This window comes from Streptomyces sp. NPDC002868 (assembly GCF_055563295.1).
Map to the genome: position 1 here is coordinate 49,570 of NZ_JBVHDR010000013.1, position 17,052 is coordinate 66,621.

The 17,052-nt window shown below is 69.4% G+C and carries 14 protein-coding genes; 4 read left to right on the plus strand and 10 right to left on the minus strand.

Going from position 1 to position 17,052, the window contains the following annotated elements; all coding sequences use genetic code 11:
- Positions 1 to 72 precede the first annotated feature (72 nt).
- On the minus strand, positions 73 to 906 hold the full coding sequence (locus ACZ3H8_RS31780) for an alpha/beta fold hydrolase (RefSeq protein WP_467407707.1): 834 nt from the start codon (positions 904 to 906) through the stop codon (positions 73 to 75).
- Between the two features lie 342 nt (positions 907 to 1,248).
- Here ACZ3H8_RS31780 and ACZ3H8_RS31785 point away from each other — a divergent pair, with 342 nt between their 5' ends.
- Positions 1,249 to 5,010, plus strand: coding sequence for an nSTAND1 domain-containing NTPase (locus tag ACZ3H8_RS31785; protein WP_467407709.1), 3,762 nt, complete (start codon positions 1,249 to 1,251; stop codon positions 5,008 to 5,010).
- Between the two features lie 90 nt (positions 5,011 to 5,100).
- Here the strand turns inward: ACZ3H8_RS31785 and ACZ3H8_RS31790 are convergent, their stop codons facing one another.
- Genes ACZ3H8_RS31790 through ACZ3H8_RS31815 form a run of 6 tightly spaced genes read right to left on the minus strand, consistent with a single transcriptional unit; the run spans position 5,101 to position 10,529 of the window.
- Complete coding sequence (locus ACZ3H8_RS31790; protein ID WP_467407710.1) at positions 5,101 to 6,267, minus strand: sensor histidine kinase; 1,167 nt, start codon at positions 6,265 to 6,267, stop codon at positions 5,101 to 5,103.
- 5 nt (positions 6,268 to 6,272) lie between these two features.
- On the minus strand, positions 6,273 to 6,926 hold the full coding sequence (locus ACZ3H8_RS31795; RefSeq protein ID WP_467407712.1) for a response regulator transcription factor: 654 nt from the start codon (positions 6,924 to 6,926) through the stop codon (positions 6,273 to 6,275).
- 54 nt (positions 6,927 to 6,980) lie between these two features.
- The gene (locus ACZ3H8_RS31800) at positions 6,981 to 8,174 is read right to left on the minus strand and encodes an ABC transporter permease (protein ID WP_467407713.1); all 1,194 of its coding nucleotides are present in this window, start codon (positions 8,172 to 8,174) and stop codon (positions 6,981 to 6,983) included.
- Positions 8,168 to 8,929, minus strand: coding sequence for an ABC transporter ATP-binding protein (locus tag ACZ3H8_RS31805; protein ID WP_467407714.1), 762 nt, complete (start codon positions 8,927 to 8,929; stop codon positions 8,168 to 8,170). The genes ACZ3H8_RS31800 and ACZ3H8_RS31805 overlap by 7 nt, the downstream gene beginning before the upstream one ends.
- Entirely contained in the window at positions 8,926 to 10,014 is a 1,089-nt protein-coding gene (locus ACZ3H8_RS31810) for a peptidoglycan-binding protein (protein ID WP_467407716.1), read from the minus strand. Before ACZ3H8_RS31810 ends, ACZ3H8_RS31805 begins: the two co-directional genes overlap by 4 nt.
- Positions 10,011 to 10,529 carry a hypothetical protein gene (locus ACZ3H8_RS31815; RefSeq protein ID WP_467407717.1) on the minus strand — a complete coding sequence of 173 codons (519 nt, stop codon included), beginning with the start codon at positions 10,527 to 10,529 and terminating at the stop codon, positions 10,011 to 10,013. The genes ACZ3H8_RS31810 and ACZ3H8_RS31815 overlap by 4 nt, the downstream gene beginning before the upstream one ends.
- Before the next feature lie 210 nt (positions 10,530 to 10,739).
- On the opposite strand from ACZ3H8_RS31815, the gene ACZ3H8_RS31820 reads away from it, so the two are divergent.
- Positions 10,740 to 11,537, plus strand: coding sequence for a cytochrome P450 family protein (locus tag ACZ3H8_RS31820; RefSeq protein WP_467407718.1), 798 nt, complete (start codon positions 10,740 to 10,742; stop codon positions 11,535 to 11,537).
- Entirely contained in the window at positions 11,534 to 11,881 is a 348-nt protein-coding gene (locus ACZ3H8_RS31825) for a cytochrome P450 (RefSeq protein WP_467407720.1), read from the plus strand. The genes ACZ3H8_RS31820 and ACZ3H8_RS31825 overlap by 4 nt, the downstream gene beginning before the upstream one ends.
- Positions 11,882 to 12,110: 229 nt before the next feature.
- On the opposite strand, the gene ACZ3H8_RS31830 is transcribed toward ACZ3H8_RS31825, so the two are convergent.
- The gene (locus ACZ3H8_RS31830; RefSeq protein WP_467407721.1) at positions 12,111 to 13,343 is read right to left on the minus strand and encodes a cytochrome P450 family protein; all 1,233 of its coding nucleotides are present in this window, start codon (positions 13,341 to 13,343) and stop codon (positions 12,111 to 12,113) included.
- Positions 13,344 to 13,843: 500 nt separating this feature from the next.
- Positions 13,844 to 14,386, minus strand: a complete 543-nt coding sequence (locus tag ACZ3H8_RS31835; protein ID WP_467407723.1) for a hypothetical protein — start codon at positions 14,384 to 14,386, stop codon at positions 13,844 to 13,846.
- Positions 14,387 to 14,625: 239 nt separating this feature from the next.
- Between ACZ3H8_RS31835 and ACZ3H8_RS31840 the strand changes: the two genes are divergently transcribed.
- Complete coding sequence (locus tag ACZ3H8_RS31840) at positions 14,626 to 15,678, plus strand: chitinase (RefSeq protein WP_467407724.1); 1,053 nt, start codon at positions 14,626 to 14,628, stop codon at positions 15,676 to 15,678.
- 19 nt (positions 15,679 to 15,697) lie between these two features.
- On the opposite strand, the gene ACZ3H8_RS31845 is transcribed toward ACZ3H8_RS31840, so the two are convergent.
- Positions 15,698 to 16,921 (minus strand): saccharopine dehydrogenase family protein, encoded by a 1,224-nt coding sequence (locus ACZ3H8_RS31845; protein WP_467407725.1) that lies wholly within the window; start codon positions 16,919 to 16,921, stop codon positions 15,698 to 15,700.
- Positions 16,922 to 17,052: the final 131 nt, after the last annotated feature.

The window sequence follows — 17,052 nt, forward strand, 5'->3', positions numbered from 1 at the left end:
CGCGACGGCAGCACGATGACCGGGCGCTGATCCGAACCGCTGTGAGTCGCAGCGACAGCCGGCCATTCGGACTTAGTTCGCGCGCAGGACTGTGCGCAGTTGGGTGGCGAACCGGTCCGGGTCCTCGGCGAAGCCGGTGTGGTCGCCGGGGAACATGGTCGGCTCGATGCCGAGTGCTGCCGCGAGCGCCTTCGACGTCCGGTCGCAGAGCTGCCCGTCCGAGTCGTCGCCGATGCCGACCACGATGCGGGTACTCGCCGAGCGCAGGGCGGCGAGGTCGGGCTGCCAGCGGACGGTCGCGCGCAGCTCGTGCTCGAACCAGCGGCGCTCGTCTGCGACCTGCTGCGGATCCCGTTCCCCTCCGAACATCGCCTCGCATGCATCCTCGGGCAGAGTGATGCTGGCCTGGGCAAAGAACTTCGCCCAGGCCCCCGTCACGTCGCCGGAGAGGTAGGTGGCGATGATGTCCTCAGTCTGGGCGTGGCTCTGCTCGCGGTCCTCGAGCAGCTCCTCCACCGGAGGCTCGTGGGCGACGGCGGTGTGCACCTGCTCGGGGTGGGTCTGTACGAGAGCGAGCGCGGTGACGGCGCCGCCGCTGGAGCCCAGGACCACGGCCGGGCCGGCGTCGAGGTGGCTCAGGAGCCGGGAGAGGTCGTCGGCCCGCAGCTGCGGGGTCGAGTCCTGGTCGGGGTCGTCGACCGGGCTGCGGTTGATGCCCCGTGGGTCGGTGGTGAGCACGGTGTGGTCTACGGCCAGCAGATCGGCCAGCGGCGCGAAGGCCCTGGCGTCCATCGGGGCGCCGACCAGCACCACAAGGGGACCCTCGCCGCGCACCTCGTAATGCAGACGCGCGCCAGGGACCTTGAGGGCCCGGACTGTGGCAGGAGCGGTCGAGATGGGGGTCATGCGTCCTCCTGAAACGGGGGCGGTCATCCGCCGTCGAAGACTCTGTGGAGCCGGAGGCATTCGTTGCCTCTCACCCTTGCGTCGAATGGGAGAGGGCGGGATCGACAGCACCACCGGAGTTTTTCCGGGACTGTCTGCGAGCGGCCATCTATCGCTGCGCGTCACCGCCGCCGCCCTCTGCCGACTTGTCGAACTTGTGTACTGAATACGGGTGTTGGCCCTAACATGACCGCTGCCCTCCTTGATCGCTGTCCGGCATCCGGGGTCACAGGCCGGGCTCTGGCGAACGCATCCAGTGCCGTCCGGCCCCATCGCCAGGTACGACTATGCGTGGAGGTTCGTGTGGGGCGTCCGGAAAAACCCCTTGACCCGGAAGCCGGTTCCGTCCAGCGCCTTGCGTGGCAGCTACGCCGGTTGCGGGAGAGGGCCGGCAGTCCGAGCTATCGGGCCCTGGCTCACCGGGCGCACTATTCGGCGAGCACGCTGGCGGAGGCCGCCAAGGGTGACCGGCTTGCCTCACTGGCGGTCACCCTGGCCTACGTCGAGGCGTGCGGCGGCGATCGGGCCGAATGGCGGGCCCGGTGGGAGGCAGTGGCCGCCGAGGTGGATACGGCGGCCGCGGCCGAGCCGACACCGGACGAGGCGCGCTGCCCCTATCAGGGGCTGACGCCGTTCCAGAGTGAGCAGGCGGAGTGGTTCTTCGGCCGTTCCCGGCTGGTCGGCCGACTGCTGGAGCGGGTCGAGCGGCTGCCACTCGTCGGAGTCTTCGGGGCTTCAGGGAGCGGGAAGTCCTCACTCCTGCGCGCCGGGCTGCTGGGGACTATCGCCGAGGGCCGCCAACCGGAAGGACGGTGGCGGACCATGCTGTTGACCCCCACCGAGCATCCGCTTGACGCACTGTGCGACCAGGTGGCGAAGTTGTCCGGCCAGGATGTCCATCGTATGCGGGAGGAGCTGCGCAGCGATCCGGCCGCGCTGGACATCGCGATCCGCGGCGCCCTGGTCGCCGGCCCGCCTGAGACCAGGGCACTGCTGGTCGTGGACCAGTTCGAGGAGCTGTTCACCCTCTGCGCCGACCAGAGTGAACGCCGCCGGTTCGTCGCCGCGCTGCTGGATGCCGCCCACGGCCCGGACCGCCGCACCACAGTAGTACTCGGCATGCGTGCCGACTTCCTCGCGCAGTTCGCCCAGCATCCGGATCTGCTGGACGCGTTGGGGGAGGAAGCGAAACTGCTCGTGGGGCCGGTGTCCACCACCGAGCTGCGAGAAATCGTCATCCGGCCTGCCGCCCAGGCGGGGTGGGGCGTGGAACCGGACATGCTCGCCACCGTGCTCGCTGACGCGGCCGAGGAGCCGGGCGCCCTGCCGCTGGTTTCGCACGCGTTGCTGGAAACCTGGCACCGGCGCAAAGGAGCGACCCTCACCCTGTCCGCGTACCAGGCCAGCGGCGGCGTGCGCGGAGCAATCGCCCAGACCGCCGACCGCCTCTACAGCGAGCTCACCGCAGAGCAGCAGCAGGCCGCTCGAAGGATCTTCCTCAGACTCTCCGCGCTGGGTGACGGTACCGGGGACTCCCGGCGGCCCATTGCCCGCGCCGAACTCGACGGTGTCGTCGAGGAGGCGGGTGCCGACGAGATCCTGGGCCGCCTGGCCGAAGCGCGCCTCGTCGTCATCGGCCGGGACACGGTGGAGATGGCCCATGAGGCGCTGATCCGGGCCTGGCCCCGGCTGCATCGATGGCTCACCGACGACCGGGCGAACCTCATCATCCACCGACGGCTCACTGAGGCCGCCCACGCCTGGAAGTCGCTGGACCAGGACGCCGGGGCCCTGTACCGGGGCGCTCAGTTGCTCGCCGCGTGCGACTGGGCCAGGGACCATCCCCGGGAGCTGAACCAGCTCGAGGACACCTTCCTGCGCACCAGCAGCGCTCAGGAAACCGCCGAGCAGGACAGCGCCCGGCGTCATGCCCGACTTCTCAAGCGCCTCATCGCGGGCATCTCCGTACTCCTCGTGCTCGCGGTACTGGGCGGGGGCGTGGCCGCCTGGCAGCGGCAGGACGCACGCCGACTGCAACTGGACGCCCTCTCGGGCGAGTTGTCCCTGCAAGCGCGGTCGCTCCTGGCCACCGATCCGGACCTGGCAGGCCTGCTGGCCGTCGAAGCGGACCACTTGCACCCGAACGCCGCGACCCGGGGAAGCATCCTGAGCGCCGCGGCGGCGCCGCGGCGCACCGAACTCAACATCAGCGGCCCCGCCGTGTACACCGTCGCTTTCAGCCCGGACCATACGCTGCTCGCCTCCTCGAACGGCGACGGCACGATCGGTCTGTGGGACCCGGTGCGCGGCACCCGGATCGCGTTTCTGCGAGGACACACCGGGCGGCCCATGAAGGTGGCCTTCAGCGGCGACGGGAAACGTCTCGCCTCCACCGCAGCCGACGGCACCTCCGGCTCGCTCATCGTCTGGGACGTCCGGACGCGCCGGCCCATGACCAGGCTCGCCGAGGATCGGATCGGCCCGGGCATGGCCCTCAGTACGGACGGTACGAAGATGGCGATCGGAGTCGGAGACGGCGACATCGCCCTGCACGACCTGTCCACCGGGTCTCGCCGTCTTCTCCGCGGACAGGGACACGGTCCCGCGGTCGGGTCGCTGAGCTTCAGCCACGACGGCGAGCTCCTGGTTTCCGCAGACGGAACGCGGGACCCGGTCGTCTGGGCCGTCAAGACCGGCAGACCGATTGCCTCGCTGCCCTCCGAACACGTCGCCCAGGTCGCCTTCGCCTCTTCCGGACGCATGCTCGCGGCCGCCGCCGACGACCGGGGGGTCTACCTGTGGAACCTCGACCGGGAGCAGCCAGCCGCTCTGCCGCGACTGCCCCTGCCTGATTCCTTCGGATGGGCCATCTCCGCTCCCGTCGGGGGCCGGCTGGCCGTGGCCGACGAGAACGGCACAGTCACGATATGGGACCTGCGGCGTCGCGCGCCCGTGCACACCTACCAGGACAGAGGCCGCACCGAGACGGTCTCGGTTGCCCTCAGCCGCGACGGTGCGATGCTCGCCTCCGCCGGATTCAACGGGACAATTGTGCTGCACGATCTGCGCAACGCCCCGTTCAGCGGATTCGACGCACAGATCAAAGACATCAAGGTCAGCCCGGACGGAACCGTGATCGCCACTGCCGGCAGCGACAGGACCGTCCGTCTCTGGGACACCCGGGGGAAGCAACTCACCACCCTGAGCGGGCACCCCGACCAGGTCCAGGCCGTCGCGTTCAGCTCCGATGGACGCCGGCTGGCCTCGGTGACGCGGAACAACATCGTCACGATCTGGGACGTCCGGCGCCGGCGGCACGCGGCGGAACCGGTCCCTACCCTGGGAGTCGGCGCCTCCACCGACATCGCCTTCGCTCCCCGTGGCCGGCGCCTCCTCGCTGCCGCCACACTCGGACTGTTCGTCTGGGACGTCCACGACCTGACGTCGCCGCCCCTGAAGACGTCGAAGTATCAGCCCCGCCTGGCCACCTCGCTCGTCTTCACCCCCGACGGCCGTCGCCTTGTGGCAGCCAGCACGGGGGGCTTCCTCAACGCGTGGGACGTCGCAACGGGTGAACTCCTCGCCAGGGACAAAACCGGCCAGGGCGCCGTGCAGGACGTCGCCGTCAGCCCTGACGGCAAGCTGCTCGCCACCGCCGGTGACAGCCGGACGGTCAAGCTCTGGAGTGCCACGGACCACCGGGAGCTCGCCGTGCTCAGCGGACACACCGCCCCCGTGCAGGTCATCGCGTTCAGTCGGGACGGCCGCACCCTAGCCTCCGCCGGTGACGACCACTCGATCATCGTGTGGGACATCGTCGCCCGGCGCTCCCTCGCCACCCTGAACGGGCACAGCGCCAGAATCCGCGGACTCGCCTTCACCCCTGACGGCGCCCTGGTCTCCGGCGGGGAGGACGGCAGGCTCATCCGATGGCCCCTGGACCTGCATGACGTCAAGGATCGCCTCTGCGCTGCCGCCGGCCGCAGTCTCACCCGGCAGGAGTGGGCGACCTATCTCCCGTCGGTTCCATACCAACCGACCTGCCGTTCCCGGTCGCGTCGCTGACGGGGCGGACCGACCCGGACCTGAAACGCCGTCACGCCGCTGTGATTTGCATGGCGGTGGACGGCGGGCCGCCATCGCCCTGGGCGGACTTCAGGGCAGCCGAACCTCGACGCGTAGACCGCCCCCGGGCCCGGGTTGGGCAGTGGCGGTGGCGGTGCCGCCGTGGGCGATGGCGATGGAGCGCACGATGGACAGGCCCAGGCCATGGCCACGGTCCGCTCCCGCGCCGGTGCGGTCCCGGCCGTGGCCCCGGCGGAACGGTTCGAAGAGCGTCTCGACGGTGTCGGGCTCCACCTCGGGTCCGGTGTTGGTCACGGTCAGGCGGCCACGGGAGACGGCCACCTCCACGCGTCCGCCCGGTTGGTTGTAAGCGATGGCGTTGCGCAGCAGGTTCGCCGTCAACTGGCCGAGCAGAACCCGGTCTCCCGGTACGGGCGCCGGCGACGGCTCGGCCTCGACAGTGACCACGACGCCCGCCTCGGCGGCAACAGCCCCGCAGGAGGCGACTTCCTCGGCGACCACGTCCGAAAGATCCACGGTCTTGTGGGTCTCGATGCCCCGCTCGCTCTGTGCCAGGAGCAACAGCCCATCGATGAGCTGCCCGTTGCGCCGATTGGCGTCCAAGAGGGACTGTCGCACCCGGGCCAGTTCCTTGGGCGTCGGGTTCTCCAGGCCGATCTGGAGGGCTGCGCGCTGCGCGGCGAGCGGGGTACGCAGTTCGTGGGAGGCGTTGGCGATGAAGCGGCGCTGGCTGTCGAAGGAGGTTTCAAGGCGGGCGAGGAGCGCGTCGAAGGTGTCGGCGAGTTCCTTGAGTTCGTCCCGCGGGCCGTCGAGAGCAATGCGTTCGTGCAGGTTCTCCTGGGAGATCCGACGGGCCGTGGACGTCATGGAGTGCACGGGCCGCAGCACCCGTCCGGTGATCCACCAGCCGACGCCGACGGCGAACACCGCCATCACGAGCAGAGCCGCGCCCGACCAGAGCAGGACCTGCCGGGAGGCGAAGTGGGCGAGCTCGAGGCTGACCGTTCCGGCATCGGACGGCGGGTTCCCCTGCGGCACCATCCGTGGCCTGCGGTCCATCAGCTCGTTGGCCTTGGCCATGGCGTCCGCCCGGGACAGGAAGTAGACGAGGGCCAGCAGGATGCCGCCGAGCAGGACGAACACCAGGCCGTAGACGGCAGCGATGCGGGTACGGACTGTGGCCCGGTGCGCGCGCGCCCGCCCCCCGCCCCGCCCCCGCACCGCACGTGCCGCCAAGGCCCTCACAGTGCGTACCCCACGCCCTGTACGGTCCGGATCAGGGGCGGTTCGCCGAGTTTGCCGCGCAGCTTGCTCACGGTGACGCGGACCGCTGAGGTGAACGGGTCGGCGTGCTCGTCCCAGGCACGCTCAAGGAGCTCCTCCGCGCCGACCGGGGCCCCGTCGGCCGCCAGCAGCAGATGCAGTACGGCAAACTCCTTCGGCGTGAGATCGAGCAGCCGGCCGTCCCGTGAGGCGGTGCGCTGCGCGGTGTTGAGCACCACGCCCGACTTCTTCAGTACCGGCGGCAGGGGCGGTGCGCTGCGGCGGCACAACGCGTGGACCCTGGCGATGAGTTCGTCGTACTCGAAGGGCTTGGCGAGATAGTCGTCGGCCCCCAGGTTGAGGCCCTGGACCCGGTCGTGCAGACCGCCGGCCGCGGTGAGCATCAGGATGCGGGTCCTCGCCCCCGAGCCGACCAGGTCGGCGGCGACAACATCCCCGTGCACCCCGGGCAGGTCCCGGTCCAGGACCACGACGTCGTAGTCGTTGACCTGGAGGCTGTGTGCCGCCTCGGCTCCGTCGTGGACGGTGTCCACCGCGAATCCGTGGCGGCGCAGCCCGAGGGTGACCATCTCGGCGATCAGCGCGTCGTCCTCGGCGACAAGTACCCGCACGTCGTTCTCCCTTACTTGCTCAGGATGTGATTCAACGGTGGCCGATCAGGGTGGTCAGGTCGCGGCGAGCGCCACCGTGGGGGCTAGCCCGGCGGCGCGTACCGCCGGATAGAGACCGGCCACGCCGCCGATCAACAGAGTCGAGCCGACCCCACCTCCCATCACCCACGGCGGCACCACCACCGGCCAGCCCTGCGTAGCGGCGTACGTGGCGGTGACCGCCGAGCCGATCACCACGCCCGCCCCGCCGCCGAGCGCGGACAGCAGCAGCGACTCGGTGAGGAACTGCATGCACACCTGGCTCCGGGTGGCGCCCAAGGAGCGTCTGAGGCCCACTTCGCCGCGGCGCTCCAGAACCGAGATGACCATGGTGTTGGCGACACCGATCCCACCGACCAGCAGCGCCACGCCGCCCAGCCCCAGCAGCAGCCCGGTGAAGGCCTTGTCGCCGGCCTGCTGGGCGACGAGTGCGTCGGAGGGGCGGGAGACCTTCACGGTGGTGGGGTCGGCCGGGTTCGCGGTCGGGCCGATCAACTCCCGTACCCTGCCGACGGACTTCTCGGCGGCCCGGGTGTAGACGAGGGTCGGGTGACCGTCGAAGCCGAGGTATTTCCTGGCCGCGTCCCAGCCGACCAGGGCGGCGGTGTCCAGCTCGGGGGCGAGCGGCACCGGGGCGAGGATGCCTGCGACGGTGAACCACTGGCCGCCGAGCCAGACCCTGGTGTCCGGCCCGGGTTCGGTGACGCCCAGCAGCTGCGCGGTGGTGGCACCGAGGACGGTGACCGGATACTCGCCGGTGGCCTCGTTGAGCCAGTTGCCGCGCGCCATGGTGGCGCCCACCGACTTCAGCAGATCCTGCCAGGCACCCGCGGCGGTGATCCCGTTGGACTGCGCCTTGGGGATCTTGTCCGTCCGGTAGGTCTTCACGCCGTCGATCGTCCCGATCGCGGTGGCCGACTCCGCACCCTCGATCCGGCCAATCATGTCCATGGCTTCCTCGGGCAGCTTTGCCGTGCCGCCGTCGAGGGACTGCCCGGGCGTGGCTGTCAGCAGATTCGTGCCGAGCCGGGCGAGGGTGCGGTCCAGCTCGGCCCGGCTGGAGCTGGAGATACCGACGACCGAGACCATGGCCGCGATGCCGATGGCGATGCCGAGCGCGGACAGCAGGACGCGTACGGGACGGCTGCGCAGGCCGAACCCTCCGACACGTACACAGTCGGCGGGGCTGAGACGGGCCGGGGTCAGCATGTGGCCCCCAGCGCGGCGGAATCGGTCGCGGTGGCGGTCGCTGTGGCTGTGGCTGTGGCTGTGGCGGAGTCGGACTGCACGCGTCCGTCGAGCATGGCCACCTGGCGGGGCAGCGAGTCCGCGATGGAGCGGTCGTGGGTGATGACGAGGATGGTGGTTCCCAATTCGTGCAGCTCGTGCAGCAGCTCCATCACCGCCGCACCCGCCTTGGAGTCGAGCGCTCCGGTGGGCTCGTCGGCGAGCAGGACGGCCGGTTCACCGACCACCGCACGGGCGATCGCGACGCGCTGCTTCTCACCGCCGGACAGCTCGTGCGGGCGGTGGTCGAGGCGATGGCCGAGCCCCACCCGTTCCAGGGCGGCCGCCGCCCGCTCGCGGCGCGCGCGCTGTCCGGTGCCGCTGTAGAGGAGTCCGTACGCGACGCTGTCGAGCGCGGAGACTCCGGCCGGGAGGTGGAACTGCTGGAAGACGAAGGCGATGCTCTGCGCGCGCAGGGCCGAGAGCTGCCGGTCGGAGAGGGCGGCCACGTCATGGCCGTCGATGACGACGCGGCCCGAGGTGGGCCGGTCCAATGTCCCAATCACGTTCAGCATGGTGGATTTCCCAGACCCGGAAGGCCCGACGATCGCGGCCATTTCACCGCGGTGAACGGTCAGGCTGACGCCGACGAGCGCGGCGACTCCCCCGGCGTACGTACGGGTCACCTCCTCCAGTACGACGACGGATGAGCCGGCGGCAGAGGGGAGTGCGGTCACTTGGGCACCCCCACCCTCATGCCCTCGCGCAGCCCCTTGCCGGTGATCTCGACCCGGCCCTGGGCGAAGAGCCCGAGCGTGACGGGCACGGTACGGGTCCGGCCGCCGCCCTCGACGACCTGCACTGCGTACCCACCGTCGTCAGGCAGCGCCACCAGTGCGGTGACGGGCACGGACATGGCCTTCTGCGCGGTGGCGCTGATGAACTTCACATCCACCGTGGCCGCGTCCAGGCCCTTCAGCTTCTTCTGATCGGGGATCTCGATCTCCACCTCGACCTTGGTCTGCGGCTTTTCACCGCCGCCGCCCTGCTGTGCGACGTCGTCCTTGGGCGGTGACACCGTCCGTACGGTGCTGACCTTCCCCGTGACGGTGGTGCCATCGGGCAGGACCACACCCACAGACGCGCCCTTCTTGGCCAACCCCTGGTCACCGACGTCCAGTTCGGCGCTGACGCGCTTCTCCCGGCTCGTGTGCCTCAGGATCCTGCCGTTCGCCGGATCGCCCACGGCGGCCTCCAGTGCGGCGACACGGATCAGTCCGGAGGCGAAGGCGGCCTGCCCATTCTTGAGCTCGCCGGTCGTCTTCACGCCCCGCTTCTTCTGGAACGCGCGGAGTGCGGCAGCTGTACGGGCGGTGTAGTCGTCCCCGTCGGGGGCGTCGTAACCCAGCGCCCGCAGGTTGTCGTTGAGCTGCTCGACATCCGGCCCCTCGGTGCCGGGCACCAGGTCCCGGTACATCGGGACGGTGCCGTACATCAGCGTCACGGGCTGGTTGTCGACCTTGTAGAGCGTATCCCCGCGCCCCACCGTCGACCCCGGCTCCGGTAGCCAGGTGACCGTGCCAGGCAGTCGGCCGCTCACCGTGACCGGATCCCCGTAGCCCAGTTCGCCCGCGACCAGCTTTGAGGCGGCCAGATCGCTGCGGCTGATCTCACCGGTGGCGGACGGCAGTTGGGCGGAATGTGTCGCGGCCGTCGTGTCGGCACCGCCGCCCAGTCCAAGTGCGGCAACGGACACCCCGCCCCCGGCCAGCACCACCACACCCGTGACCAGCACGGTCTTCGGCCATCGCTTCCGGCTCACTGGCCGCTCACGTCCCGCTCCTCGCCCTTCATGTACTGCTTGCATGCCTCCATCGCCTTCTTGAAAGTCGGCGTGCTCTGGGCCGCCTCGCCCTGTGGTGGGATGAAGGCGCCATTCACCGGGTCGTCGACCTCGACGCCGTTCTTCCGGAAGCATTTGGCCAGTTCCAGAGCCTCCTTCTGGAAATCGGCCATCTCCTCTTCGGTGTGCGCCTGAGGGGCGTACTTCTTGCATGCATCCTGCGCGGCTTCCACCTTGGCCCGTGGAAGGTCTGCGGGGAACTGGTTCACCTGTTCCCCGGGCTTGGGGTCCGCAACGTCAACACCCTGGTCCCGTAGGCACTTCGCGTACTGAAGGCTCTTGTCCTTGCCGCTGTCGGCGGCCTCGTCCCCGCCTTCGCCGTCGCTACGGCCGCACGCTGCCAGCGACACGACCGCCGCCGTTGCCACCCCGGAGACGACCAGCATCCGGCGGGCGCTGCGCCACCGGTTTCTCCGCGCCGTAAGCATCAGCATTCATGGCTCCTATTGTCCGGCGGGCGGCCTCGCGCCGTCCCGCCGTATCAAGGGATACGGGGAGGGATGTTGCGCGGAGTTTTCGCGGCGTTCCGCGCCACACCAGAGGGCCTGGCCGTTTGGTCCCATGGCGAGTTGGCAGACTCTGGATCAGAACTGCCTTACGAATGGCGCACTTTCTGAGTCCGCTGTCCTACCGATGGAGTGTTCGTGGACCTGACCCACCGCAAGCTCTTCTCGCTCGATCCCAACACTGACCCCGGTGACGAAGCGAGACGGCTTCGCGCTCAGGGCCCCCTGGTTCCGGTGGAGTTGCCCGGGGGTGTAGCAGCCTGGGCAGCCACGGACCTCGCCACCGCGAAGGCGGTTCTAGGCCATGAGGATCTGACCAAGGACCCTGAGCACTGGCCTGCACTGAAGGCGGGCCGGATACCGGACGACTGGGAGCTGATCGCCCTCGTCCGCGGAGCGGCGATGCTCCACGAGGGCGGCGACGATCACCGCCGGCTGCGGCAGCTGGTGATCTCCGCTTTCAACCGTGCGCCCATCGAAGCGCTCCGGCCGCGCATTGAAGAGATCGCCAACGAGTTGCTGGACGGTCTGGACTCCCTGGATCCGGGTGAGCCGGTCGACCTGCGTGAGCTCTTCGCCTATCCGCTTCCGGTGCGGGTCATCTGCGAGGTCCTCGGCGTACCCGACACCGTCGTGTCCGAACTGCGCCATCGCTTCGACCGACTGGTGATGCCTCAGGAAGCCACCGGCGAGGCGGACATCCGCGTAGTCGTGGCGGACATTCACCGCTCCCTCTCGGCGCTGATCGCGATCAAACGCACGGATCCCGGGGACGATCTGACCACCGCGCTGATTCGGGCCCGCGACGACGGCGACCGGCTGAGCGAGCAGGAGCTGGTCGCGCGATCGCCCGTGACGCCGACGACGCCCAGACGTGGGCCGCCGTGGTCGAGGAAGGGCTTCGTTTCTCCTCGCCGGTGCGGCACGCGCTCATGAGGTACGCCGTCAAGGACACCGAGATTGCGGACGTCCGGGTGGCCAAGGGGGATCCCGTCATCGCCAGCCTGGTCGCCGCCGGCCGCGACCCGAGCCGGCACGAGAACGCCGATGGCTTCGACGTCACCCGCCCCACGAGCCGCGAGCACGTCGCATTCGGCTTTGGCGCCCACTACTGCCTGGGCGCTCGATTGGCCAAGCTCGAGACCGAGATCGCACTGGCCGCCCTGTTCAGCCGCTACCCCGGCGTCACACTGGCCTCCGACCCCGACCGCATCTCTTCCATCCCACTACAGGGCTTTGAGGCTCTGCCGGTCCACCTCCACGCCGGCGAGCGAACCTGACCCTCTGAGGCGGCTGCCGCCGCCCGGGCCGAGCCGGTTCACGAACCGGGCTGATGCCCCTGACCGAGGGGATGCGTTCCTCATCTCCGCCTGGGAACCGAGACAGAGGCCCGGACCGCATCGCATCGTGGTCCGGGCCTCTGCCATGCGCTAGCGCGAGCTCCGCCGCCCGATGAGCCTGCGCCACCAGGGCCCTCGGGCTACGGTGCCCGCGGACGCGTACGAGGGCTCAGCCGTCGGCTCGGCCGCCGGCAGCGGCTGCCCCAGCGAAGCCGCACGCGCGGCGGCGGTCGCGGCCGCGGTGGCTTCGCCCTCCCTCCCCGGGCGCCGCGGAGTGAACCGCACGGGCAGGCTGTCCAGGCGGCCGGAAACCAAGGAAGCAGTCACGTGCAACTCGGTCTCGGGCACCGAGAGCTGCACGTCGGGCAGCCGCATCAGCAGCGTGTCGATGCCGGTGTCCGCGATGGCCCGTCCGATGTCCTGGCCGGGGCACTCGTGCGGTCCGGCGCCGAAGGCGAGGTGTGAACGGTTGCCGCACCGGCGCGTTCAGATCGGGCCGGATCTCGGGGTCGACGTTGCCTGCAGCCAGTCCCAGCATCACCATGTCGCCGGCCCTGATCTGCTGGCCGCCCAGCACCCTGTCGCCGGTCGCCCAACGGGTGGGCACCACCCCGAGGGGTGGGGCGTCCCAGAACACCTGGTCCAGCCCGTCCGGCAGCGTCATCTGGCCGCCGGACAGACTCCCGCGGAAGCGACGGTCGGTCAGCACCATCCGCAGCGTGTTGGCGATCAGGTTGACCGTATTCTCAACCGCAGCGACGATCGCATGCCGCAGATGCTCCATCACTTCGGTGTCAGTGAGATCCGACTCGTGGCGGAGCAGCGAGCTGGCGAAGTCCTCGCCAGGCTTTTCCTGCTTGCGCTTGACCAGCTCCCACATGGTGTCCACGACGAACTGGTTGCTCTGGAGAGCCGTCTGGGTGCCCTTGACCATGTCACGCACGGCCTCGCCCAGCGGCAGCGCGTCCTTCTCGGGTATGCCGAACTGCACGGCCAGGACCAGAACCGGAAGCTTCTCGGCGAAGCCGGCCACCAGGTCGGCCTGGCCTGTTGCGGCGAAGTCGTCGATCAGCTGGTTCGCGTACCGCACGACGTAGCGGCGGATTCCGTGGCGGCTGAAGCGGTCCAGGCTGTCGGTTATCGCGCTCCGCAGCCGGGCGTGCTCCTCGCCGTCGGTGAAAGCCACGAGCGGCTGCCACGCGGTGATCGGGAGCAGGGGGGAGTCCGCCTGCAGTTTGACGTTCCAGTTGTGGGAGTCGCAGGAGAACAGCGAGGGGGTGCGCATTACCTCCAGGTTTTCGCGGTGCCCCAGGACCAGCCAGGCCGGCACATCACCAGGGAGCAGCACTGGCGCCACCGGGCCGTGCTCCTGGCGCAGCTTCTCGTACAGCGCCTGCGGCAAGCCCTCTGCCTCCGGCCCGTACAACCGCCGAAGCCCACTGGGCCCTTGAGCATGCGCGGGGCACCCGGGAGGTGGGACGGGCGCGGACGAGTTGCCGGAGGTGCCGGTCGGGTCTGAGTACGGGGTGGTCACGAGGCCTCCGAGAAGCAACGCTTGGTTGGTACGGCGATGGAGTGTGACCTGCTGCCCCAATCGACTTCGTGATCAACAGCAGCGCCTGTGCGTCAGAGGCCAGCAGGAGCGCCCGCAGCATATCTCCCGTGCGATTCCACCCAGACAGCGAGTCCACGGTGAACTCACCTGCATAGCAGCACATTTGGCGATTCCTCAGCTCCGGCCGCCCGGCGATGCACCCTCGCGCTGCCGGACTGCAGGTGATGGGATCTCCGCCACGACCAAACCCGCACGTCGCGCGGCACACCGGACGGTGCGCCGCACCGCCCCCGTTCGCAGCGGGCAAGTGCGTCATCGTCCTCATGGCGATGATGCGTTGACGTAGCTCAGTGACCCGCGAGCAGCTTCACGGCCACGACCCCTGCGCCGATCGCGGTGTCCAGAAGGCCTGAGGTGAGTGCGCTCAGCGGCCCGTTGCCCATCCGCAGGCCGGTCCGCCAGCCCAACAGGAACAGGCCCGCCACTTCGACCCCGGCGCTGATCAGCAGCGCGGTGACCAGCACCATCACGCCCAGTGCCGACATGCCGATCAGCACCAGTGGCCCCACGGCGCTCAGCAGCAAAGGGCTGGAGACATGCATCGCCGTCCGGATTTCCGCCCGGTTCGCGCCGCGTCCGCTCATGGCCCGGTGCGCCTGCTCGTCCGCGACGATCGTGGCCAGCCAGACCCCGAGCGCTGTCACAGCCACCGTGAGCGCCGCTTCGACGTGGTCGGTCGCTTCCGCCTCGGCGAGGGTGACCACGACAGCGGTGAGGGTGATGGTCGCGTAGATCCGTTCCTTGAGTCGCGCGGCCGCGGTGTCGCCGGCGCGGGCGGCGGTGGCCTGCGGCTTGGGGGCGACCGGTCGCGGCTCCGGGTCCGGAGTCATGCGTGCACCCTTCCGCCGTGAAGTCATGTACCCAAAACGCACATTTCAGGAACAAACGGTAGCCGAACGGGCAGAGTGCAGCCGTATATCCACGACCGCATTGGTCCAGACTTATTGACGGCAGGTCTGGACCACTTTACGGTGCCCGGTGCCGGGTGCCGAAACGACGGACCAGCGGGATCGATCCCGAACCTTTGCCGACTCGGTGACAGCCAGACATCGCGGGGAGGGAGCACAACATGATCGGTCGTTGGTTACGTCTGCCGGCGGTCGGCCTGGGGGTGGCCTGCGTCGTGCAGATGCTGGTCGCCGCGGCGCCGAGTGCACCGCGGGCTGACACATGCGCGGTCAAGTCGAAGCCCTCGGGCAAGGTGCTCCAGGGGTACTGGGAGAACTGGGATGGTGCGGCGAACGGCGTTCACCCGCCGTTCGGATGGACACCGATCACCGACACCCGCATCCGTGATCACGGCTACAACGTCGTCAACGCGGCATTCCCGGTCATTCGCTCGGACGGCACTGTCCTGTGGGAGGACGGGATGGACACGACGGTGAAGGTCGCAACCCCGGCCGAAATGTGCCAGGCCAAGGCGGGCGGTCTCACCATCCTGATGTCCATCGGCGGTGCGACGGCCGGTATCGACCTCAGCTCCAGCACCGTCGCCGACCGGTTCGTCCAGACGGTGGTGCCGATCCTGAAGGCGTACAACTTCGACGGCATCGACATCGACCTCGAGACAGGCCTCATTGGCAGCGGCAACATCAACCAGCTGTCGACATCGCAGGCCAACCTCATTCGCATCATCGACGGTGTGCTCGCCCAGATGCCCCCCAACTTCGGCCTGACGATGGCGCCCGAGACGGCCTACGTCACCGGCGGCAGCGTGGCATACGGCTCGATCTGGGGCGCGTACCTGCCAATTGTGAAGAAGTACGCGGACAACGGCCGGCTCTGGTGGCTGAACATGCAGTACTACAACGGCAGCATGTACGGGTGCTCCGGCGACTCGTACTCCGCCGGCACGGTCCAGGGTTTCACCGCGCAGACGGACTGCCTGAACAAGGGACTGGTCGTCCAGGGGACCACGATCAGGGTCCCCTACGACAAGCAGGTTCCCGGTTTGCCGGCACAACCAGGCGCCGGAGGCGGCTACATGTCGCCGAACCTGGTGTCGCAGGCCTGGAACAACTACAACAACGGGTTGAAGGGACTGATGACCTGGTCGATCAATTGGGACGGGTCGAAGGGATGGACGTTCGGGAACAACGTCAAGGCTCTGCAGGGCCGCTGAAGTGTGCTGATCTCAGGGTTCACTGCTCGCGCATGCCCCAGGGTGAGCCGTACTCCGTCAGGAGATCCAGGAAGGGCCGGGCGGGGAGGGCCTCGGGGCCGAGGACGCCGCTGCCGGACCAGGTGCCGGAGGCGATCAGTTCCAGGGCCACGACGGGGTTGATGGCGGTCTGCCACACGACCGCCTGGCAGCCGTACTCGCGCATGGACCACTGGTTGTCGACCACGTGATACAGGTAAACCTCGCGCGGGCGGCCGCCCTTGGTGCCCTTGACCCAAGTGCCCGCGCAGGTCTTGCCGTGCATGCGCTCTCCGAGGGCTGCCGGGTCCGGCAGGCAGGCGGCGACCACGTCACGCGGGGAGACGTGGACCGTGCCCGATCCGTCCGCCGCGGGCACCGGCACCGGATCTGTGCGATCGAGGCCCAGCAGGTGCAGCGTCTGCAGCGTACGGATGAAGTCCTCGCCGAGGCCGTACTTGAAGGTGACGCGTCCCGCGTCCACCCAGCGCGGCACGAGCAGGACCTCCTCGTGCTCGACGTTGACGCACTCGACGGGTCCGATCCCCTCGGGGAAGTCGAAGACCTCGGGCTCGCTGAAGGGGGCGGTGGTGAACCAGCCACGGCCGGCCTCGTAGACAACGGGCGCATTGAGGCATTCCTCGATGGTGGTCCAGATGCTGAACGAGGGCGCGAAGTCGTAGCCGTCGACCGTGAGGTTCGCCCCGTCGCGGATGCCGATCTCCTCGATCTCGTCGAAGAGTTCATCGGCGGCGTGCCGGGCGAAGACGTCGGACAGTCCCGGCTCGACACCGATGCCGACGAGTGCGAGGGATCCGGCCTTCTCCCAGTCCGCGGCGCGCTCGAACTGGGTGTCGCCGAGCTTGACGCCGCAGAGCTCGTAGGGGCGCTCCGGGTGCGGGCGGGACAGCGACATCGCCATGTCCAGGTAGTGCGCCCCGGCGGCCAGGGCCGCCTGGAACAGCGGCATCACGAAGCGGGGGTCGGTGGCGTTGAGCAGGACGTCGCAGCGCTGCCGGTGCAGCAGGGAGGTGACGGCGGCCTCATCGCTCGCGTCGATCCGTTCGGCGCTGAAGCGGCCGTCCGGCTCCAGTGCCGCGACGGCGGCTTCGGCGCGGGAGAGGTCATAGTCGGCAACGACCACGTGGTCGAAGAAGGACCGGCGGGCCGCGATCCGGGTGATGGCGGTACCGACGCCGCCGGCCCCCACGAGAAGAACACGCATGGCCAAACTCCATTTCCAGGCACAGCGTGCAGGGCGCTGCTGATGGGCGCCGTGCCTGTTGGACCCGATCCAACGCGCACACCACTGTTAACGTCAATGCTGTTGGCATAAGGTCGATGGGGTCATGGCGA